General features: G+C 64.4%; 20 protein-coding genes. 10 read left to right on the forward strand and 10 right to left on the reverse strand.

Annotation, left to right across the window (positions count from 1 at the left end):
* Positions 1–13 precede the first annotated feature (13 nt).
* Positions 14–442 (reverse strand): CBS domain-containing protein, encoded by a 429-nt coding sequence (locus AC0L20_RS04965; protein ID WP_007611784.1) that lies wholly within the window; start codon positions 440–442, stop codon positions 14–16.
* A gap of 189 nt (positions 443–631) precedes the next feature.
* Positions 632–1,468 (reverse strand): rhomboid family intramembrane serine protease, encoded by an 837-nt coding sequence (locus AC0L20_RS04970; protein ID WP_473287654.1) that lies wholly within the window; start codon positions 1,466–1,468, stop codon positions 632–634.
* 465 nt (positions 1,469–1,933) lie between these two features.
* On the opposite strand from AC0L20_RS04970, the gene AC0L20_RS04975 reads away from it, so the two are divergent.
* Complete coding sequence (locus tag AC0L20_RS04975) at positions 1,934–2,488, forward strand: PAS domain-containing protein (protein WP_473287655.1); 555 nt, start codon at positions 1,934–1,936, stop codon at positions 2,486–2,488.
* 13 nt (positions 2,489–2,501) lie between these two features.
* Here the strand turns inward: AC0L20_RS04975 and AC0L20_RS04980 are convergent, their stop codons facing one another.
* Positions 2,502–2,891, reverse strand: coding sequence for a COG4315 family predicted lipoprotein (locus AC0L20_RS04980; RefSeq protein WP_473287656.1), 390 nt, complete (start codon positions 2,889–2,891; stop codon positions 2,502–2,504).
* A gap of 147 nt (positions 2,892–3,038) precedes the next feature.
* On the opposite strand from AC0L20_RS04980, the gene AC0L20_RS04985 reads away from it, so the two are divergent.
* The gene (locus tag AC0L20_RS04985) at positions 3,039–3,545 is read left to right on the forward strand and encodes a GNAT family N-acetyltransferase (protein ID WP_473287851.1); all 507 of its coding nucleotides are present in this window, start codon (positions 3,039–3,041) and stop codon (positions 3,543–3,545) included.
* A 32-nt stretch (positions 3,546–3,577) separates the two neighbouring features.
* Here the strand turns inward: AC0L20_RS04985 and AC0L20_RS04990 are convergent, their stop codons facing one another.
* Positions 3,578–5,563 (reverse strand): DEAD/DEAH box helicase, encoded by a 1,986-nt coding sequence (locus AC0L20_RS04990; protein WP_473287852.1) that lies wholly within the window; start codon positions 5,561–5,563, stop codon positions 3,578–3,580.
* 439 nt (positions 5,564–6,002) lie between these two features.
* Between AC0L20_RS04990 and AC0L20_RS04995 the strand changes: the two genes are divergently transcribed.
* Positions 6,003–6,356 (forward strand): cupin domain-containing protein, encoded by a 354-nt coding sequence (locus AC0L20_RS04995; protein ID WP_473287658.1) that lies wholly within the window; start codon positions 6,003–6,005, stop codon positions 6,354–6,356.
* Between the two features lie 17 nt (positions 6,357–6,373).
* Here AC0L20_RS04995 and AC0L20_RS05000 read toward each other — a convergent pair whose 3' ends face one another.
* From AC0L20_RS05000 to AC0L20_RS05015, 4 genes are all read right to left on the reverse strand, one after another.
* The gene (locus AC0L20_RS05000; protein ID WP_473287659.1) at positions 6,374–6,886 is read right to left on the reverse strand and encodes a hypothetical protein; all 513 of its coding nucleotides are present in this window, start codon (positions 6,884–6,886) and stop codon (positions 6,374–6,376) included.
* A 115-nt stretch (positions 6,887–7,001) separates the two neighbouring features.
* Positions 7,002–7,415: a VOC family protein gene (locus tag AC0L20_RS05005; protein WP_473287660.1), complete on the reverse strand. Its 414-nt coding sequence runs from the start codon at positions 7,413–7,415 to the stop codon at positions 7,002–7,004.
* A 10-nt stretch (positions 7,416–7,425) separates the two neighbouring features.
* Entirely contained in the window at positions 7,426–9,165 is a 1,740-nt protein-coding gene (locus AC0L20_RS05010; RefSeq protein ID WP_473287661.1) for a serine hydrolase, read from the reverse strand.
* A gap of 90 nt (positions 9,166–9,255) precedes the next feature.
* A complete protein-coding gene (locus AC0L20_RS05015) occupies positions 9,256–10,407 on the reverse strand; it encodes a zinc-binding dehydrogenase (RefSeq protein WP_473287662.1) in 1,152 nt (383 codons plus the stop codon).
* A 249-nt stretch (positions 10,408–10,656) separates the two neighbouring features.
* On the opposite strand from AC0L20_RS05015, the gene AC0L20_RS05020 reads away from it, so the two are divergent.
* The 4 genes from AC0L20_RS05020 (at position 10,657) to AC0L20_RS05035 (ending at position 14,773) form a co-directional block, all read left to right on the forward strand.
* On the forward strand, positions 10,657–11,898 hold the full coding sequence (locus AC0L20_RS05020) for an MFS transporter (protein WP_473287663.1): 1,242 nt from the start codon (positions 10,657–10,659) through the stop codon (positions 11,896–11,898).
* A 70-nt stretch (positions 11,899–11,968) separates the two neighbouring features.
* Positions 11,969–13,135, forward strand: a complete 1,167-nt coding sequence (locus AC0L20_RS05025; protein WP_473287664.1) for an MFS transporter — start codon at positions 11,969–11,971, stop codon at positions 13,133–13,135.
* Between the two features lie 68 nt (positions 13,136–13,203).
* A complete protein-coding gene (locus AC0L20_RS05030; RefSeq protein ID WP_007602573.1) occupies positions 13,204–13,815 on the forward strand; it encodes a PilZ domain-containing protein in 612 nt (203 codons plus the stop codon).
* 331 nt (positions 13,816–14,146) lie between these two features.
* Complete coding sequence (locus AC0L20_RS05035) at positions 14,147–14,773, forward strand: transglutaminase-like cysteine peptidase (protein ID WP_473287665.1); 627 nt, start codon at positions 14,147–14,149, stop codon at positions 14,771–14,773.
* A 133-nt stretch (positions 14,774–14,906) separates the two neighbouring features.
* On the opposite strand, the gene AC0L20_RS05040 is transcribed toward AC0L20_RS05035, so the two are convergent.
* A complete protein-coding gene (locus AC0L20_RS05040; RefSeq protein ID WP_473287666.1) occupies positions 14,907–16,658 on the reverse strand; it encodes a CYTH and CHAD domain-containing protein in 1,752 nt (583 codons plus the stop codon).
* Positions 16,659–16,975: 317 nt separating this feature from the next.
* Between AC0L20_RS05040 and AC0L20_RS05045 the strand changes: the two genes are divergently transcribed.
* Both AC0L20_RS05045 and AC0L20_RS05050 read left to right on the forward strand, forming a co-directional pair.
* Positions 16,976–17,788 (forward strand): helix-turn-helix domain-containing protein, encoded by an 813-nt coding sequence (locus tag AC0L20_RS05045; protein ID WP_473287667.1) that lies wholly within the window; start codon positions 16,976–16,978, stop codon positions 17,786–17,788.
* 116 nt (positions 17,789–17,904) lie between these two features.
* Entirely contained in the window at positions 17,905–18,882 is a 978-nt protein-coding gene (locus tag AC0L20_RS05050) for a Bug family tripartite tricarboxylate transporter substrate binding protein (protein ID WP_473287668.1), read from the forward strand.
* Positions 18,883–18,922: 40 nt separating this feature from the next.
* On the opposite strand, the gene AC0L20_RS05055 is transcribed toward AC0L20_RS05050, so the two are convergent.
* Positions 18,923–19,627 carry a GntR family transcriptional regulator gene (locus AC0L20_RS05055; protein ID WP_473287669.1) on the reverse strand — a complete coding sequence of 235 codons (705 nt, stop codon included), beginning with the start codon at positions 19,625–19,627 and terminating at the stop codon, positions 18,923–18,925.
* Positions 19,628–19,892: 265 nt separating this feature from the next.
* On the opposite strand from AC0L20_RS05055, the gene AC0L20_RS05060 reads away from it, so the two are divergent.
* Complete coding sequence (locus AC0L20_RS05060) at positions 19,893–20,879, forward strand: ABC transporter ATP-binding protein (protein ID WP_473287670.1); 987 nt, start codon at positions 19,893–19,895, stop codon at positions 20,877–20,879.
* Positions 20,880–20,912: the final 33 nt, after the last annotated feature.

Raw genomic sequence — 20,912 nt, forward strand, 5'->3', positions numbered from 1 at the left:
GCGGTCTTACTGATCAGGCGGTCTTGATGTAGTCGCGCAGGGCTTCCTGCTCGGATTCGTATTCCTGCACCCGGCGCTTGACGATGTCGCCGATCGAGATCAGGCCGACCACCTTGCCGTTGTCGACCACGGGCAGATGGCGGAACTTACCGGTGGTCATCATTTCCATGAGCTCGGCGACCGTGTCGGTCTCCTTGCAGGTGACCACCTTGCGGGTCATGACCTGCGAGACTGGCTCCTCCAGCGCACCGGCGCCGCGCTCGCCGATCACCCGCACGATGTCGCGCTCCGACAGGATGCCTTCCAGCCGGCTCTGGTTCATCACCAGCACAGCGCCGATCTTCTTCTCACCGAGCAGCTTGACCGCGACAGCCAGCTTGGCGTCCGGCTCGACGCTCATGATCTGGTGGCCCTTGGTGTTGAGAATCGAACGTACCGTCATTGTCGCCTCCCTGAATCGAAACCGTCCGCTGTTCGCGGTCCGGACTTGTTCTTCGAGTCTTCAACTAACAGTTTCAGCGCCGGTTTCACGCCCAGGCGCTTTGCGAAGCATCGCCGCGAGCGGCCTGTCGCTTCGGAACATTCTTCTCGGGAATGATGGATGAATTCGGGCGGCGCCGCAAGCGCCGCTTCAAATACGGTCTGAAATGTCCTGTGATGACGCATCCGCAGCATCGCTTCGCGCGCGCGGCACGGGATCGAACAGCGTGAACAGCAAGAGGCCGGCAAGGAAGCCGCCGATATGCGCCTGCCAGGCAACGCTCGTGGTCTCGCTGTCGACGCCGATCGCACCGACGCCGAAGACGATGTTGACGCCAAACCACACCGCGAGGAAACCGAGCACCCGCCCGTCGCGCAACGCGCGCGACAGCGGCAGCGCCGGAACTCTTGCAGCGGTATCGGCATCCGATCGGCTGAACGACAGGAAGCTGCCGCGAACGAAGGCGAAGCGGATCGCCGCCGCCATCGCGCCGGACACCGAGGCCGAGGCGCCGATCATCGGCGCCACCGCGTGCTCATGAGTGACGAGATGGGCGAGCGCGCCGGCCGCCGCCGTCACCGCGAGGAACAGGAAAAACCTTATGGCGCCAAAGCGCCGCGCCAGCGCGCTGCCGAACGGCAACAGCCACAGCACGTTGAAGCCGAGATGGGTGAGATTGGCGTGCAGCAGCGAATAGGTGACGAAGGTCCAGACCTTGGCGCCGGCCCCACCGGGAATCTCCAGATTGAGCAGCGAGGAATCGTACCGCTTGGGGATGAAGCCGAAGACGTCGATGGTCCAGTTCTCGAGCTCCGGCGGCAGCAGCACCCGCAGATGGATCACCGCGAGCAAAAGGATATAGGCGGTCAGCGCGAACGGCAGCGTCAGGATCGGCTCGCGCGGAGCCTCCTCAACGTCCACCGGCACCCCAAGCGAAGCATCTTGCGACGGAGGATCTTGCGGCGGAGAATTTGGCGGGGAATCCAAGGCGGCTTCGCTTTCAGGCGCGATCGGAGCGACAGTCTTGACCACAGGCTTTGGAGATAGTCGCCTTTGCCCGCCCTGCGCAAGTGCACAAAAGGAAAAGGCAGGGCCCTGGGAAAGCCCTGCCTATCCGTGTCGGACTTCCGGTACCCAGAGAGACGGGAGTATCCCCACCCCTCCCCGCGGCCGGTGACCAAACTGTTTGACGCCTGTGTACAGGCCTCGCCGAGAACCTGGAGAAAAGCGGCGAGGCTTGCGACCGCGGTCACCATAGCAGCAGGGCGGCGCACGGAAAGCGCATAGTTAATTTAACGTTAACGACGCAAAGGCAGCGCCAGCGGCACCGAAAACGCCGCTGCGGCATGGACGCTGCAAAGCCCCTCCTGCACAACAACACAGGGATCGCGGCTGCACTGAAGCGGGACAGGTTTGTCCCGCAAGGTTGCGCCCCGGGGTAAGCGTTCAGTCATGAAACATCCGTCGAGCCGCGAGTTCTTCGCTTATTGGAACGAGAAGCGCGGCACTGCGCGGGCGCCAGACCGGGCCGATATCGATCCGGCCGCCGTGCGCGGCCTGCTCGGAGACATCTTCGTGCTGTCCTGCGAGCCCAATCTCGGCTTCCCGTTCCGCGTCGCGGGCACGCGCGTCTGCGCGCTCGCCGGGTGCGACCTCAAGGATTCGAGCTTTGCGGCGCTGTTCGACGAGGCCAGCCGCCGCGAGATCGAGGAGATCACGACCATCGTCGCCGACGAGAGCCTCGGCGCAATCGCCGGCCTCACCGCCGCGCGCGAGGACGGCAGCAAGGCTCATCTAGAGCTGCTGCTGCTGCCGTTCAACGCCCGCCCGCATACACCGGTAAGCGTGACGGGCGTGCTCGCGCCGTTCGACGACGAATACGGCGCGCTGGGCCCGTTCGCCCTCACCTCCTGGCGCTATCTGCACCAGCCGGAAAAACTGCTGCCGCGCGCGATCCGCAAGCTGCAGATCGCACGCGGGCTGATGGTGTATGAGGGGCTGCGCTAGCAGTGCACCCTGCTCACGGCATCGCCAGATGCCAGGCGCCGTTGAGAAAGCCGTCGCCGGTGACGTCGCCGGGCTTGGTATCCTTGGCGAAGGTGTAGAGCGGCTTGCCCTTGTAGGCCCACTGCTTCGAGCCGTCGTCGCGCGTGACGACGGTGTAGCCGTCGGCGGCGGCATCGCTCGCCTCGGCCTTCAGCACCGGCCAGTTGGTCGCACACGGACCATTGCAGGCCGACTTGCCGTCAGCATCCTTGTCGAAAGTATAGAGCGACATGCCCTTGGCGTCGGTGAGCACATTGCCCTTGTCGGTCTTGCCGGTCTTGGCCGGCGGTGCCGCGAAGGCGGCGGGAACCAGCGCCAGCGATATTGCGAGCGTGAGCGCGAGGCGGATCGAGGACGTCGTCATGGTCTCTCCTGTCATGCAATGGGCTTGCATTGGGTAGGACGCCGCGCGAGCCGCGGTATTCCTGAGATGGCGGCAAGGATTTTTTTCGCTGCACGCATCGTCACATCGGAATAAACTCGGATGATGGAGACGGAACGACGGGTCGACATGAGCAAGCCGCATTGGCGTCCCGCGCACGCCTCCGATCTGCCGGCGATCAGCACGATCGCAGCGCGGATCCATCCTGATCTGCCTGAGCGGCCTGAGGTGTTCGCGGAAAAGATGCGGCTCTATCCCGATGGCTGCCGCGTGCTTGCCACGGACGACGGGATCGTCGGCTACGGTCTCGCGCATCCCTGGATGCAGCACCGGATTCCGCCGCTCGACGGCTTGCTCGACCAATTGCCCGGCGATGCGGACTGCCTCTATTTGCACGACGTCGCGGTGCTGCCCGACTTTCGCGGCGGCGGCGCGCGCGACTATGTGTTGGCGATCGAACAGCTCGCGCGCGCATTAGGAATCGCGACGCTCGCATTGGTGTCGGTCTACGCCACGCGGCCGCTGTGGGAGCGTCTCGGCTTTGGGCCCGTCACGGCGGATGCGGAGCTGCGGGCAAAGCTCATGACCTACGGCGACAGCGCAACCTACATGCTGCGCGACCTCGCTGCGACGTAACGCCCCTCCCCGTCGACGCCGGAAGGCGGCCGTCAGGCGCGATGCTTCTTTTTCATTTTCGTCTTCTTCCCGGGAGCGCCCTTCTCAGACCACGACGTGACCGAGGGCTCAGCGTGGCCCGGCTTGTTCTTGTGCTTTTTCTTCTTTGCGAAGGAAGGCGCATCGTCGAATTTCGGTGTGCGCTCGCCGTACGGCTTTTCGTGCGGCTTGCCGTGTGGCTTGCCTTGAGGTTTACCTTGGGGTTTGAACCCGCTCGGCTCGCGCGCGCGGTCGCGATGATCGCTGTCGCCGCTGTCGCGCCGCGGCGCGTGCGGCCGCTCTTCCGAAGCCGCCTGCCGTTGCGGCGCATCCGCCATCGGCTCGAGACGGATATTGTCTTCCTTGTCCGGGCGCTTGATCTTCACGGCGAAGGATTCCGCGACCCGCTCGGAAATTTCGAACTCGGTCGTGGTGTCCATGATCTTGATCGCGCCGATATCGTTCTTGTCGATGCCGCCACGACGGCAGATCATCGGCAACAGCCAGCGCGCTTCCGCGTTCTTTTTACGTCCGATGTTGGCCCGGAACCAGACGCTGCCATCCGCCATGCCATGCTTCGACGACGATTTGCCCGCTTTGGGTCGAGCCCTTTCGGGCCGATCGTCGCCACGCGAAGCGCGGACATCGTCGCGCGGTGCGCGCGTATCATTGCGGCCGCGATCCTCGCGCGGCCGGCCAGCTCGCTCGCCGGGATCCATGATGTCTTCGGGCGAGGGCAGCCGCGCGCGATAGAGCCGTGCAAGTGAGGCGGCGATCTCCTCAGCCGACCGCTCGGCCAATAGCGCCTGCGCCAGCGCCAGATCGTCGGCGGTGGTCTCTTCCGTGAACAGCACGTCCTTCATGCGCTCGTGATCGAGCTTGCGGATCTCATCCGGCTGCGGCGCCGTCCCCCAGACCGCGTCGATTCCCGAAACATTCAGCAGCATTTCCGCACGGCGCCGCCGTACGGGCGGCACCAGCATGACGCTCGTCCCCTTGCGGCCCGCGCGTCCGGTGCGGCCGGAGCGATGCTGCATGACCTCGGCGTCGTTGGGCAGGTCGGCATGAATGACGAGATCGAGGCTCGGCAGATCGATGCCGCGGGCGGCGACGTCGGTTGCCACGCAGACGCGCGAGCGTCCGTCGCGCAGCGACTGCAGCGCCGTGGTCCGCTCGTTCTGCGTCAATTCACCTGACAGAGCGACCACGGAGAAGCCGCGCTCCAACAGCGCTGCCTGCAAATGCCGGACGCCATCGCGCGTGCTGCAGAACACCAGCGCGCTCGGCGCCTCGTAGAAGCGCAACACGTTGACGACCGCGTGCTCGGCATCGCCGGGCGCGATCCGGATCGCGCGGTACTCGATATCGGCGTGACCGCCTTCGTCGCCGGCGACCTCGATCCGGAACGCCCGCTGCTGATACTGCTTGGCCAGCGCGACGATGCCGCGCGGGAAGGTCGCCGAGAACATCAGGGTGCGGCGCGTGTCCGGCGTCGTCTTGAGGATGAATTCCATGTCCTCGCGAAAGCCGAGATTGAGCATCTCGTCGGCCTCGTCGAGCACGACCACCTTCAATTCCGAAATATCGAGACGGCCGCGGCGCAAATGATCGCACAACCGGCCGGGCGTGCCGACGACGATATGAGCGCCGGCCGCAAGCTCGCGCTGCTCGCGCCTGGGGTCCATGCCGCCGACGCAGGAGACGACGCGCCCGCTCGCATGCTCATACAGCCAGGCCAGCTCGCGATGGACCTGCAAGGCTAGCTCGCGGGTCGGCGCCACGATCAGGGCAAGCGGTGCACCCGCCCGCTCGAACCGCTCAGCGTCGCCCAACAGATCCTTGGCCATCGCCAGCCCATAGGCCAGGGTCTTGCCGGAGCCGGTCTGGGCCGAAACCAAGAGGTCGCGGTCAGCGGCCTCGTCCGTGAGCACGGCGAGCTGAACGGGGGTCGGACGGTCGTAATTGCGCTCGGCCAAAGCTCGGGCGAGCGGCGCACTCATGGTCGGAAAAGACACGGGATAAACCTTGGTTGGTCCAGGCGCGGAACGTCGAGCCGCGCGACCTGAAGCTGCGTAGGCGGCAAATGGTCCAGCCGCACGCGTGGTGATTTGATTTGGACGCTCTTTACGCCAAGTGCGGGCAAATCACCATGCCTATGACGCATGGCTTTGGTGATGCCGAGAATAAGCTTACTGGCCAGCTCGACCCACTACATCCAGCGTTTCCGGGCCGTTTCGCTGCATATAGCGGGATTTTGCGCCGAAGCAGCGGGCTTTCACAGCCACCCGGCTCAAATTGGGCGCCATTGGGCGCGCTGGGATACGCTTGTGTGGCCACTGCACGCTTTGCGATAGACCAAAGCCATCGAACCCAAGTCTTGCCGCCCCAGCACGTCGATCCCAAATCGTGCCTCACGAGGAAGCAATATAAGGTTGACACATGGCCAACGGCATTTCGCTTGCCGACAAACTCGCGACTTTTGGGGATTTCTGGTCTCCACGCACGATCACGACCTTCAACGACTGCGACGTGATGGTGGTGAAGGTGAAGGGAGAGTTCACCTGGCACAAGCACGAGGACACCGACGATTTCTTTCTCGTCCTGAAAGGCAATCTGGACATCGAATTACAGGATCGCACGGTGACGCTCGGTCCGGGCGAGCTCTATGTCGTGCCCAAAGGTGTTGAGCATCGCCCGGTCGCGCGCGAGGAAGTTCATCTCCTGCTCATCGAGCCGACCGGCACGCCGAACACGGGCGACAAGGCCACCGCCGCGGCCCGCAAGCTCGCATAGAGAGCGACGCCCGGGCCCTAATCCCGGGAGGTCACGAGCCTGCCGAATCCGCCGGCCAGCCTGGCTCTGGCCCGCGCAACAGTGTCCCTCGCCGCGCGGCCCAAGGCGCGGACCGCGCGCCAGGCTTCGGTCGCCTGCAGCCATGCCCTTACCTCGGTGAACTTCCCATAGGCCCAGGCGAAGGCCGGAATCCTCATCAGCTTGTCACGCGTGAGATGGAACAGGCGCTCGACCAGCACGAGCTTGAGCAGCTCGCCGACGATGAACGTCACCGCCCCGCTTACGATCTGGCCGGTTGCGGCGAGATAGGCCGCCACGGGCTTGACCGGCTCCAGGATAATGACGGGTACGGAAAACAGCGCGAGCGAGCAATAAGGCGACAGCGATCTGATCCAGCCGCGCAATCGCTTCAACTGGAGATGCCGCCCGATCCAGCGCGAGATCGGCCTCGCCACGGCCATGAAGACCGCATCCACCAGGAAGTAGATGGCGGCCAGGATGTAAGTGACGGGTTTCAGGATTCGCTTCACGATGAACTCTCCCGTGAACTGAAAGCCGAAACCCGGGCCTAAGTTTCACCCCCGCGTGAATAACTCGCGGACTTCCGATGGAACTTTTCGTGCACAGGCCCGCCGCTCCCGCGGTTTAGATCTCCGCATAGACCTCCAAAAGATTGCCGTCGGGGTCGCGGAAGAACAGGGTTCGATGCCCAAACGACTGGTTCGTCGGCGGCGACAACAACGCTACGCCGTGCCGCACCAGTTCGTCGGCACACGCATCGACTTCGGCCGCGGACACCTTGAAGGCCAGTTGCAGCGAGGCACCGCCCGCCGGCATCGGCGGGTCAGTCGCGGTCCGGCCCGGTATTGCGAGAGCCAGCGTGTTGGGGCCCAAGCCGTACTCGATCCAGTTCGGCGACAGCTCCCGCAGCAGCGGAAACGCGAGAACCTCCTCGTAGAAGCGACGCATCGCCGCCATGTCGCGCACGAAGATGACGGTGTAGTCGATGGCGCGGATAGCGCTGAAGGGCGAGCGGGGGTCGTTTGACTGCGGCTCCATGGGTCGTCTCCTACTTCACCACGCGGTCCGCGACGAAGATGCCGTTCGGCTGGTGAAGGACGATCTGGTCAACCCGATTGTCTTCTCCGCGAAATTCGACGGCAAAACCATCCAGCTCGACGATGCGAAACCGGCGGCCCTGCTGCGGCTCGAGACGATAGGCCGGCTGGAAATCGGACTTCAGGATCAGCAGGCCTTCGGCGTCGAGACTCACGTTGTGGTTCGCGCCACCGCTCTTGAAATGCCCGGCGCATCGCTCGCGAAACGCAGGATCCATACAATCGCCGGCGGCGCGGCGTGCGAACACGATGTCCTTCACCATCGGCTCCAGAGGCGCCGACAGGTGCACGATATTGCCATCGCGGTCGGTTTGGAAGGTGATGGGCAGATTGTCCGGATGGAGCTGGTCGATGATCTCCGGCGTGACGAAGGTCTCGAAATGCCAGTGTAAGAGCGGCGCGCCCATGCCGCGCCAGGACCAGTGCAGCGCGCCGTCCCGCTCGCGGATCGATATGACACCATAGGCGGGATGTGCATAGTCCGCTGCATAAGTGGACAAAGCATGCGCCGGCCTTGTGTCCCTGTGACGCGCTTTCTCGCGCACCTCCTTGTTGGCAGGAATGTGAGCGATGAAGTCGTCGCGCATCTTGCGGAAGCGTGAGAGCCAGTCGACCGGCTCCCGGCCGCGCAGCCGGTCGATGATGTACCACGTCAGGATCGATGTGACCTCGTTTCGACTGCGGTTCGTCAGCACGGCCACGCCGATGCCGGCGTCTGGCACCAGCGTCATCAGCGAGCCCCAGCCGTTCCAGCCGCCGCTGTGCAATACTACGCGCTCGCCCTGATACGTGTTGGACTGAAGCCCCAATCCATAGTGCCAGTGGCCGAACTCGAAAAATTCCGACTTACCAACAGGCGCGAGCGGCGCGTGCAGCTGGTCCACCAGCGATGCCGGCAGCAGGCGTTCGCCCTCGAATTCGCCCCTGCCGAGATGCAGCCGCATCCAGTTGGCAAGATCGGCCACCGACGTGTTGATGGCGCCTGCGGCCGTGGTGCGGATCGGCAGCCGCAGCGCCGGCGACCGCGTGTCGACGTCGATCTTGTAGGGCCGCGCCGGCTCCTGTGCAGCTTCGAGTTCATCGAGCGAGAAACTGACCGTCATGCCGAGCCGGTTTGTCAGGCGCTCGCGGACGAAAGCCTCATAGCTCTGGCCGGTTACGCGCTCGATGAGGAGACCGGCGGCGTTGTAGCAGAGGTTGCAGTATTGCCAGGCGGCGCGGATGTCCCGGCTCAGTTCGAGATGCCGCATCAGCGGCAGCATCTCGGACGGCGCGAGGTCTCCGGGCAGGTGAAGCCAGTCGTGTCGCGGTAACCCCGACTGATGGCTGAGCAGGTCGCGAACGGTGACGCGTTCGGTCGCGACCGCATCCGAGAGGCGAAACTCCGGCAGATAGTCGCGGACCGGCTTGGTCCAGTCGAGCAGCCCCTCATTATGAAGCAATGCAATCGCGGTCGCGGTGAAGGATTTCGTGATCGAGCAGATCACGAATTGGGTACGCGGCGTGACCGGCAGATCGGCCTCGACGTCGCGCTGGCCGTAGGCGCCTGTGAGCACCACCTTGCCGTCCTGCACGATGGCGAGCGCTGCGCCCGGCACCTTCCAGACCGCCATCGCGTCAGCGGCAAGTCGGTCGATGTCGGGGATAAGGGATGCGAGGGAAACGTCGGGAAATTCGGATGAAATGTTCATGACACCTGCCGGCCTTGCGAGGTGCGCAGGCTAGCTGGTTCAACGTCAAATGGAAGTCGCGGATACGTTTTTTTCGCGATAGCGTGCTCTTCACTCCACCAATTCCGGCCACGGCACGATCGTCGACTTCACCGTCTTCATCGCCATCGCGTCCCTCACCGCCTGAGCGACGCCCGCTTCGGTGAACGGATAGATCGTCTGCATCTTCAGCCAGGGATATTTGCCTGCCGTGCGATGGAGCATGTCGACGCCGAGCGGCAGATCGTTGCCGGTAAAACCCCAGGAGCCCAGCACATTGAGGTCCTTGGTACAGATGCGGTGCCAGGACGTCTCGATCGAGCCGGCGTCGGTGAACTGGCCCATCTCGACATAGGTGCCGCCGTCGCGCAGCATCTCGATGCCTTCGGGGCCGGCTGAAGGGTGGCCCGAGCAATCCATCACCAGATCGGCGCCGAAGCCGCCGACGATGTCGCGCACGCGCGCGATGCGGTCTTGTGGTGACTTCAGTTCGTCGATGTTCACCGTCGCCTCCGCGCCGAACGCGCGCGCGAGCTTGAGCCGCGGCTCCTCCGGGGCACCGACGCAGATCACGCGCCCTGCTCCCATCTCCTGTGCGGCGGCGACCGCGAGAATGCCGATCGGGCCCGAGCCCTGGATCACCACCGTGTCGCCCCAGGAAAAACCGCCGGCGCGGCTCGCGCGATTGAAGGCGCGGATGCAGGAGGTCAGCGGCTCCGACAGCGCACCCAGCCGCAGCGACATGTCGTCAGGCAATTTGTAGATCTTGGTGCCCGGCAGCATGTCGAGATCGACATAGACATATTCGGCCCAGCCGCCCCACATGTGAGGCGCCTTGTCGAAGCCGAGATAGCGGCCGTAATAGACCGGCGTCAGGCACTTGTTGGCGGTCAGGGGATAATGGATGCAGTAATAGCAATGGCCGCAGGGCATCAGCGGCGGGATCATCACTTTTGATCCGACCTTGAGCGGCTTGCTCATGAAGTCCTCGGTGAATTCGTCGCCGCATTCGACGATGATGCCGCCGAGCTCATGGCCGAGCGTGAACGGCCATGGCAGCGGCTTCGGCCAATGCCCTTTCAGGATGTGCAGGTCCGTGCCGCAGACGCCGCACGCGCCGACCTTGATCAGCGCCGCCTTTTTGCCGACCTTCGGCCACGGCACGGTTTTGATGACAGGCTCGCTGCCTGGTCCTGCGTGGGTGCAGACGCGAATCTGGTCCATGGCGTGTCCTCGATGCCCGTCTGTTATGATTGATCGGTGCGGGCTGAAGCGAAGCGTATGTGAGATGCGCGCTGGTGCCAAGCCGCGGCCTCGTAGCCCACATGAGCGAAGCGACATGCGGGACCAGCGTTCCCGGATATCGCTGCGCTCATCCGGGCTACGGGATCGTGGTCCACACACACCCAAGTGTCTTGAGCGCTCGACGGCGAACGTGTAGGCACGGCGCGAAAGTCCCACCCAGGTGCCCTCTTGAACCCCCTCCCCCAAAATCCCGTGGTCGCGTCCGGATCGTTCGCGGCGATGAAGTCGGTGCCCTACCGGCTCCAGTTCATCGCTTATGTGCTGGCGATGATGGCCGACAATATCGAGCATGTGATCAGCTATTGGGTGGTGTTCCAGAAATTCCATTCGCCAGCGCTGGCGGGCTTTGCGGTGCTGTCGCACTGGCTGCCGTTCCTGCTGTTCTCGGTCGCGGTCGGCGGGCTGGCCGACCGGGTCGATCCGCGCCGCATCATTCAATGCGGCATGCTGCTGTTCGTTGTTGCCTCAGCGGGATGGGGTTTCTTCTTCATCACCGACTCCATCCAGATGTGGCACGCCATGCTGCTGCTGGTGATCCATGGCTGCGCCGGCGTGTTGTGGCAGACGCCGAACCAGCTGCTGCTCTATGATCTCGTCGGCCCCGCCGACCTTCCGAGCGCGGTGCGGCTGAACGCGATGGCGCGCTATCTCGGCATTCTGGTCGGACCTGCCGTCGGCGGCATCATCATGCTCACGCTCGGCACCTCGCACGGCATCATCTTCAACACGCTGTTCTATCTGCCGATGCTGCTATGGCTGTTCTGGGCGCCGGTGCGGGACAAGAGTGTCGCGGTGCGGCGCTTCGCCGTGCGCGGCTTCGCCGACATCATACTGACCATCCGCGCCATCGGCACCCAGCCGGTGCTGACGGCGATGACTTGGCTTGCCGGCCTCACCTCCTTCATGATCGGCAACGCCTATCACGCCCAGATGCCGGGCTTTGCCGGCGATCTCGGCCATGGCGATCCCGGAATCTCCTACAGCGTGCTGCTCGCGGCCGACGCGGCCGGCGCGCTGCTCGCCGGTATCGCGCTGGAATCCTGGGGACGGCTCAAGGGTACGCCGCGCACCGCGATCATGCTCGCCATGCTGTGGAGCGTGGCGCTGCTCGGCTTCGCCTCGGTGCGGATCTATCCGGTCGCGATCGTGCTGCTGTTCTTTGCAGGCTTCTTCGAGCTGTCGTTCAACACCATGGCGCAGGCGCTGGTGCAGTTGAACGCGCCGTCCGACATTCGCGGCCGCGTCGTCGGCCTCTACAACATGGCCGGGCTCGGGATGCGGGCCTTCAGCGGCATCACGGTTGGACTGTTCGGTGCGGCGATCGGCGTTCACTGGTCGCTCGGGCTCTCGGCCGCAGTGCTGCTGGCACTGCTATGTCTTCTTTATGGGCGCGCGACGAGGAAGACGTAAGCTCAGAGCTTGCGGTTGACTCCGGCGTCTCCCCACCGCACGCTCGATACAGGGTTTGGGAGATGAAGCGTTGCGCAATCGCTGGGGCATACTTGCGATCCTGTTCGTCGTTCGCCTCACCATCGCGTTCCAGTTCCAGAGCGTGGCCGCGGTCGCGCCGCTGCTGCAGCAGAGCTTCGGCGTCGGACTCGCCGATATCGGCATCCTGATCGGGCTCTATTTCACACCGGGCATCGTGCTGGCGCTGCCGGGCGGCGCGATCGGCCGGACGCTTGGCGACAAGCCCACCACGATCGTGGCGCTGCTGCTGATGACGGCGGGCAGTCTCGTCATGGCCACCATCGACGTCTGGGGCTGGCAGATGGCGGGCCGGCTCGCCTCCGGCGCCGGTGGCGTGCTGCTGACCGTACAGCTCACCAAGATGGGCACCGACTGGTTTGCGGGTAAGGAGATCGCCACCGCGATGGCGATCTTCGTCAACTCCTGGCCGGCCGGCGTTGCGATCTCGCTGCTGGTGCTGCCGGCGATCGGCACGGCGTATGGCGCCGGCGCCGTGTTCCTCGTGGCCGGCGCGCTGACTGCGATCGGCATCGTGCTGATCATTTTCTACCAATCGCCGCCGGGAGCAACCGCCGGGGCGACCGGCTCCGGGCGGCTTGATCCGCTCGCGCTTCTGGCGGTGATCGTCGCGGGTTCGATCTGGGGCCTTTATAATATCGGCTTCGCCATGATTTTCTCGTTCGGCCCCTCATTGCTCGTCGAGCGCGGCTGGAGCATTGCGGCGGCAGGCTCGGCGATCAGCCTCGTGATGTGGCTGTCGGTGATCTCGGTGCCGGCAGGCGGATATCTCGCCGATCGCACCAAGCGCCCCTTTGTCGTGGCGATCGCGGCGAGCCTCGTGGTGGCCGGTCTGCTCGCCTGGCTGACCCGGTCCGACGCTGTGATCGCGATCCTCGTCCTGGGCGGCTTGATCGGCGGCCTTCCCGCCGGCCCGATCATGAGCCTGGCCGCCCGCGTACTCGCGCCGGAGACACGAGCGGTCGGAATGGGCGTGTTCTACACTCTCTTCTATGCCGCGATGATGCTGGGGCCGGCGGTGGCGGGCCGGCTCGCCAAATCGGCCGGCACTGCCGCGGTCGCGCTCGACCTCGGCGCGCTGACGGTGCTGGCCTGCCCGCCCCTGATGTGGCTTTTCGAACGCATTGTGTCTGTTCGTCATCGCCGCGCCCGATCCTAACGCGGCATTAACCCTGTGCACCTTAGGGTCGTCCCGGACTCCGCCAGGCGGGGGGTCGGGTTGTGAAAATGGCGTTGGCGCACAAAAAATTTCTTCCGGCCGCCGAGGAACGTCGGCGTTTCCAGCGGGTGAAGGTTCACCTGCTCGGCCGCTACATGCTGCCGGACCGCCGTGAATTCCCTTGCCAGGTGATCAACATGTCGCCGGGTGGGCTGGCACTGCTGGCCCCCGGCATCGGCAATGTCGGCGACCGCGTGGTCGCCTATCTCGACCATATCGGCCGCGTCGAGGGCAAGATCACCCGCATCATCGACAATGGCTTCGCCATGACGGTCGGTGCGACACCGCGAAAGCGCGACAAGCTCGCGGCACAGCTGACCTGGCTCGCCAACCGCGACATCCTCAATTTGCCGGAAGACCGCCGCCACGATCGTATCGTGCCGCGCAATCCGATCGCGGTGCTGACGCTCGAGGACGGCACCAAGATGACCTGCCGCATCATCGACCTTTCGCTCTCGGGCGCCGCCATCGCCGCCGAGAACCGGCCACCGCTGAAATCGACGGTTCTGCTCGGCCGGGTGCAGGGCCGCGTGGTCCGAAACCTCGAAGACGGCTTCGCGCTCGAGTTCATGCATTCGCAGCCGATTGAAACTCTCGAAGAGAGCGTTACCGCGCGGTAAAGCGCGAAGGCACCAAAACCACTGCATTTCCAGCCCTGAAGGCGGCCTCCGCGATGCGGACGCCGCCTTTTTCATGGGTCGTGACGGGCCTCGCACGGGTTAACGCGGAGGCTGCAGGTGCGTGCAAACAACGGTTCCGCCAGCCTTTCCGCGTTAATCGATAAAATTTGAATCAATTGCAGTCATATCGAATTTTATTCAAGTTTGACTCAAGTATAGATCGAATTCGCCGCGTGTTTTACTTGAATTCGTCTCGACTTGACTTGACTGACTTAGCGGCAACTCAAAAGCTCCCTGCGCAATGTGGTCCCAACAAGAAACGGGGGCCGCAATGTTTGATTTCAGGGGACGGGGGAAGGGAATGGCGCTGGCCGCCATGCTCTTCGGAATGAGCGCGGCAGCGCAGGCCGGCGAAGGCCGTCTGCTCTACGCAAGCCTCGGCGACACCACGCGTGCGCCGATCGGCTGGGTCGAGTTCTGTGCGGATAATGCCGCTCAGTGCCAGGGCGCACCGACGCAACCGCGCGACATCGTGATGTCGCAGGCTGCATGGCGCGACCTCGTCAAGGTCAATCGCTGGGTCAACGAGACCGTCAAGCCTTTGACCGACCAGGAGCACTGGGGCGTGATCGAAAAGTGGTCGCTGCCGTCGGACGGTTACGGCGACTGTGAAGACTACGTGCTGTTGAAGCGCAAGATGCTGATCGATGCCGGATGGCCGCGCGAGGCCCTGCTCATCACCGTCGTGCGCGACAAGAAGGGCGAAGGACACGCGGTGCTGACGGTGAAGACCGACAAGGGCGAGTTCGTTCTCGACAATCAGAACGAGAACGTCGTTGCCTGGACGGAGACCGGCTACCGTTTCGTCAAGCGCCAGTCGCAGAGCGATCCGAATGTCTGGGTCTCGCTCGGCGACACCAAGCCGGCGGTCTCCACCGCCAGCGCAAGGGACCAGTAGTAGATCAGTAGAGACAAACGAAAGAGATACGCGACCCGGTCACATCCCCACCCCTCCCCGTCCCAGACCGGTTCGCGCGCGGCCAGCCATCCCCCAATGGCTGGCCGCAACTTTTTTGGGGGATGTGCTTCGCTTAGTCCTGCGGCGTCTGCCGCGACCAGGGCACGCGCGCGGCGGTGAAATCGCGCCATGTGCTTTGCAGGGCGGGCTGCACCCCGACCGACGCGCGCGCCTGCCAGCCGGCGATCGCCGCCGCGGCGATGGCGCAGTCGGGCTCGGCACCGAGCCCGTCGAGCAATGATGCCGTCACCGCCATGTCGTTGAAGGCGCCAAGCTGCTCCTGCAAGCCGGCGAGCCTGCGCGAGAATTTTCGCGCGGATTTGCGATCTGCGAACAGCGGCAGCAGAAACTCGCTGAGATAGCGCAGCCGCTTGGTCGCGAGCCGCAGGCGGTGCAGACCTTCCGCGGGAAGCGACTTGAAGCGGCGGCCACGCTTGAGCACCTTGGCGTATTGCGCCGACAGAATGCGCTGCGCGAAGTTGACGGCGGGTTCGGCGAGCTGGCCGAGATCCTGCGCGGCGACGTCGTTGCGCCATCCGCGCGCCTCGATCCACCCGCCGAGGCTGATCAGGAACATCGCGCAGCAGCGATCGTCGAGCGCATCGTGCGCCTTGCGATAGGCATCCGACTGGCGCTCGGCCGCAGCCAGGCCCAGCGCATCGAAGCCCGCGACCGACGGACAGGCTGTTGCGATCGTCGGCAGGGTATCGAGCCGGAACACATCCCAGTCGCGCGCGGCGGACAAATCCTGCGCCAGCCATTTGGCTTCGGTTCGCAGCGTATCGACGTTGCTCGACATGCCCGCCGAATGCATCAGATCCAGCACCGACCGCAGCCGGCGCAGCGAGACGCGCAGCTGATGGATTCCTTCCGGATTGCGGCCATCCTCGGCAGCCGGCAGCGACTGAAGCAAATGGAGGAAGCAGGAACGCAGAATCGTGGCGAAGGCCTCATCGAGCGTGATCGACGGATCGAGACGAAATTTTCGCGGACGCCGCGCCGAGGGCGTCTTGTCGGCGGCAAGATCGAACCCGCGCGCCGATTTGGTGCGGATCGACGGCTTTACGTCGCCGTGCTCCGCGAGCCGCAGCGCGAGCTCGTAGATTGCGCTGGCGCTGCCGCTCTTGAGCTCCAGCTCGATCTCACTCACGGGCAGTGAACGATTGCCGGCCGTCAACTCGCCCCGGTCGAAGGCGATCTCGACCGAGCCTGACGGCAGCTCAATCAGCCGCGCATGGCGATGGACATCGGCGGTGAAGATCGCTTCGAGCGGCTGCGCTTCCAGGTGGCCGCGAAGCTTCTCGGGAATGAAGGGCATTGCCAAAGCGAGATCGGGCGCAACCGAAGGCACGCTCGCCTCCCACTCACCGCGGCGGAGCGGATCGTCCACCGCATCGGTCTTCACGGTTTGCACGAAGCGCGCACCGCTCTGACGAACCCGCAGGCTCAAGCCGTTGCGACGCAACGTCCGCTCCGGCGTGTCGTAATAGACGGACTTAAGATGTTTGCGCGTGCCCTTGTTGCGCGCGTTCGCCGCGATGACGGGCGCAGCGTTGAGATGCACCATGCGTTCGGCATCGACGAGAAGCTTGAGTTCGATCTCACCGGCGGCCTGCGCCGCAGCGCTCGACGCGAGCGGTTCCGTTGCCGGTTCCGCGTCTTGCGATGGCGTCTGATCGATCACGGGTTCAGCGACGAGCTCGGCGGGTTCACGCTGCCTGAAGAAGCCGGCGACGACTTGCGTTCTCTTGTTGTCCTTCGCAACAGGATTGTCATCCCGCGCGCTCGGGTGCTTGCGAACCGGCGTTGCGTCTGACTTCAGCATTTACAGGTACATGACAGTTCGATGACGGAGCGTCATCCTATAGCCGGTGCGCCTCGCGAGCACTAGTCACGTGACGTCGCAGCGCCCGACTTCCACACGAGACTACGAGCGACTTGACCACAGGAACTAAATTGCCGCCGGGCGCAGCAAGCCATCGAATTGTCTGCGAATCCCGCCCTTCTCGAAACCGAGATGAACGCGTCAGCGAGCTTGACTCATGCCAGCCTTCCCGCAATCGGTGGCGATGGCGTCGAGCGCGCTGCCCTGTCCCTCCGGTTGCCATCGGCTAGCGGCACAGGCAATCACAAGGAGCTGCCATGACGTCGTTCCGTCCCGTCATCGCGTTGTCCAGGGGTCTCGAGGTCCTGCGGGTGATCAACCAGGAACGGCAGTCGACCGTCGGCTCGCTGCACAAGGCGACGGGGCTCAACAAGTCAACGATCGTCCGCATGCTCGAGACGCTGGAGCATGAAGGTTATGTGGTGCGCCGTACCGAGCCGGCCAGCTACGCGCCGACGGGACGCGCGCTGCTGCTCAGCGCAGGCTATGATGAGCCGACCTGGATTGGCGGCATCGCCGAACCCATCCTCAACAAATTCCGCAAGCAGATCCACTGGCCGTCAGACATTGCCGTGCTCGATCAGGAGTCCATGGTCATCGCCCACACGACGCGTGTGGATGGATCGCTGCTGTTCAGCCGCCCGCCAGGATTTCGCTTTCCCGTCCTCGGCACCTCGATGGGACGCGCCTATCTCGCCTTCTGCGAGCCCGCCGAGCAGGAGCGCATTGCCGCTCGCCTTGCCCTCGGTCCCGAGCCCTGGAACGATCTGGCGCGCAATCCCGACAAGCTCACCAAGGCGCTGCGCACGATCCGCAAAGCCGGGTTCGCGGTGATGGACGACAGCTACAGCCGCAGTATCTTCGGCGGCGCAGTCTGGGCGCTTGGCGTTCCCGTCGCGCTTCAGAACCGGCTGTTCGGCAGCATGAACGTGATGATGCTCCGCGAAGCGGTCAGTCCGGAGGAAGGCATACGCCGCTTCGTACCTCCGATGAAGAGGGTCGCTTCCGCACTTGCCGAGGCGCTCGGCGCCAAGCTTGCCGCGCCGGGTTCTCCTGCAGGTCGGCGATGATCATTTCACACAGTGAAACGATATTTTGATTTCTTGACCCTCCTCCTTGCCCGTGTGACACCTCGTTGCGGTGGCTGCCGGCTGCCCAATGACACAGGGAAAAGAGGGAGGCCGAAGTGCGGACATCCGCGAGAATTTGGGCTGCCGCGATTGCATGCCTGACGATAGCCGCTTCTGAAACGGCTTGGGCCGAGGCCTGGCCGACCCGGGCAATCAAGATCGTCGTCTCCACGCCGGCAGGCGGCATCACCGATGCCTTCGCCCGCGCCTATGGCGACTACATCTCGCAGAAGCTCGGCCAGCCGGTCATTGTCGAAAACAAAACCGGAGCCAGCGGTGCGCTGGCAGCACAGTCGGTGAAGGATTCTCCGGCGGACGGTTACACGCTGATGTACACGATCTCGTCCACCTTGCTCGGTAACCGGCTGCTGCTGAAATCGCTGGCCTATGATCCGGACAAGGATTTCACGATCGTCGCGGTGACGCCTTCGGGGCATCTGCCGCTGGTGGTTCATTCCGCCACCAACGCAAAGACGATCGAAGAGTTCGTCGCCTATGCGCGTGGCAACAAGGTCACGGCCGGCTCGTACGGGATCGGCTCGTTCGCGCATATTGCGATCGCCGAGCTCAACCGCCAATTCGGTCTCGACATTTCCATCGTGCATTACCGCGGCGAAGCGCCGATGTGGCAGGATCTTGCAGCCGGGGTCATCCAGGCGGCGGTCGGCAGCTATCAGGCCGCGCTTCCGGTGCTCGATACCGGAATCGGCCGCCCGATTGCCGTGCCGACACCGGTGCGCATGAAGAAGCTGCCCGAGACCAAGACATTTGCCGAGCAAGGGGTCACCGGCAATGTCTTCCAGCTCATCAGCTTTACCGCGCTGGTGGCGCCCGCTGCGATGCCGGCAGACCGGATCGACATGCTCGCCAAGCTGATGGTCGAAGGCGGCAAGACGGAGCGCGTGCAGAAGCTGCTCGATGCTTTCGGCGTCGACCAGCCGGCCATGGACCGCGCATCCTCGCTTGCACTCTACGAAAAGGAAGGGCCGGTCTGGCTCGAGTCGATCAAGACGCTCGGCTTGGAGCCGCAATAGCCGCCGCCGCGCTCGCCCGGGTGCGGACACCTCCTGGAGGTCAGACCCCGAGCACGTCCGCGAGCCGCAACTCGTCGGCTGGATCCTTCAGGAACAGCTCGGCCTCGATCTCGTTCAGATGCGACAACATCTGCGCGCGCGCGGCCTCCCTGTCGCATTTGCGGATCGCGGCGACGATTCCGGCGTGATGATCGGTGCCGCAGGCCGGCGTGTCGTGCCGGCGGTAGAGCAGGATGATCAGCGAGGAGCGCGCAATCAGCTCCTTGAGAAAACCGAGATAGATGCTGTGGCCACTCATCTCGGCGACGAGCCGATGGAAGTCGCCGGAGAGGCGGACCGAAGCACGCGCGTCGCCACGCAGCTCCGCCTCGCGTTCCTCGGCAAGATGGCGCTGGAGACGCCCGATCCAGACCGGCGACACCGCGTCAACGGCGTGATCGACGATCGTCGGCTCGATCAGGCGGCGCGCCTCGAACACTTCGCGGGCGTCCGCAGGCGTCGGCCTCGCGACGAAGGCGCCGCGGTTCTTCTCGATGTTGACGATGCCCTCATGCGCGAGCTGTTGCAGCGCGGTGCGAACCAGCGTTCGGCTCGCGCCGTAGATCTCGCCGATCTCGTCCTCGCCGAGTTTCGTGCCGGGCAGCAGGCGATGCTCGAGGATCGCCGCAGTCACGCCTTCCCGGATGCGGCTGACGCGATCGCTCGCATCTGGCGCGTCGGATTTCGGTCGGGACTTGGCAGCCATGCGGGTGAGGACTCGATCGCCGAAGATGGCGTCGAATCCTAATCGACCAGCTGTATCCAATCACAGGCGAAACTTTATACAATCCGCGCCTGTTTTGTGTGCACACAACTGCGAAGGCCACGAGCCGGCCAGACCCAGGAGATTCGATCTAACGATCTGAGTCCGCTGCACTGTTTTGAAATTCGGCCGGCAGAGAACGATTCAAGCACGATTGGCATGGACCTTGCGGAGAGAGGCGCAGCATCGCCCTCGCCCCGGACACGCCATGGCCACTCCCGCCGCCCTCGAACTGGTCGCCGTCACCAAGCGCTACGACACGACGCTGGCGGTCGACACCGTCAATTTGAAGATCCCGGCCGGCACCTATTGCTGCCTGCTCGGCCCATCCGGCTGCGGCAAGACCTCGACCTTGCGCATGATCGCCGGCCACGAGGCGGTCAGCGAAGGCGACATCATCCTGGGTCCGCAGAACGTCACCGACCTCGAACCCGCCAAGCGCGGCACGGCGATGATGTTCCAGTCTTACGCGCTGTTTCCGCACCTCACCGTGCTCGACAACGTGGCGTTTGCCCTGAAAATGCGGGGCGTCGACCGGGCGACGCGGCACAAGCGCGCCGGCGAGTTGCTCGAGCTGGTCGCGATGACGCCCTACGCGGCCCGCCTCCCCGCGCAGCTCTCCGGCGGCCAGCAGCAGCGCGTCGCGCTCGCCCGCGCGTTGATCACCGAGCCGCAGATCCTGTTGCTCGACGAGCCGCTCTCTGCGCTCGATCCGTTCCTGCGGGTGAAGATGCGGGGCGAATTGAAGCGGCTGCAGCGCGAGCTCGGCATCAGCTTCGTTCAGGTCACGCACGGCCAGGAAGAGGCGATGGCGCTCGCCGACCACATCGTGGTGATGAACCAGGGCAGGATCGAACAGCAGGGAAGTGCCCGCGACATCTTCCATCATCCCCGCACCGAATTCGTGGCGCGCTTCATCGGCGGTCACAACGTCCTCAGCGACGCAGGCAAACTCATCGCCGTGCGCGCCGATCAGCTCGGCATCGTGCCGATCGCCGACGGCGCGGTCGGCGCGCCGGCGCTGCTGACCCAGACCGAGTACCAGGGCTCCTACATCGCCGTCTCGCTCACGCTCGAAGACGGGACCGCCCTGTTCTCCCACCTTCCCGAGGCTGCCTTCGACGTCCACCAGTTCCGGCCGGGCGATCGCGTGCTGGCCACCTGGGATCCCGCCAAGGCGCAACGTCTGCAATAGCGCCGATCAATCACCGGAATGCGCAACAGAGGA

This window comes from Bradyrhizobium sp. Kon58, assembly GCF_055807455.1.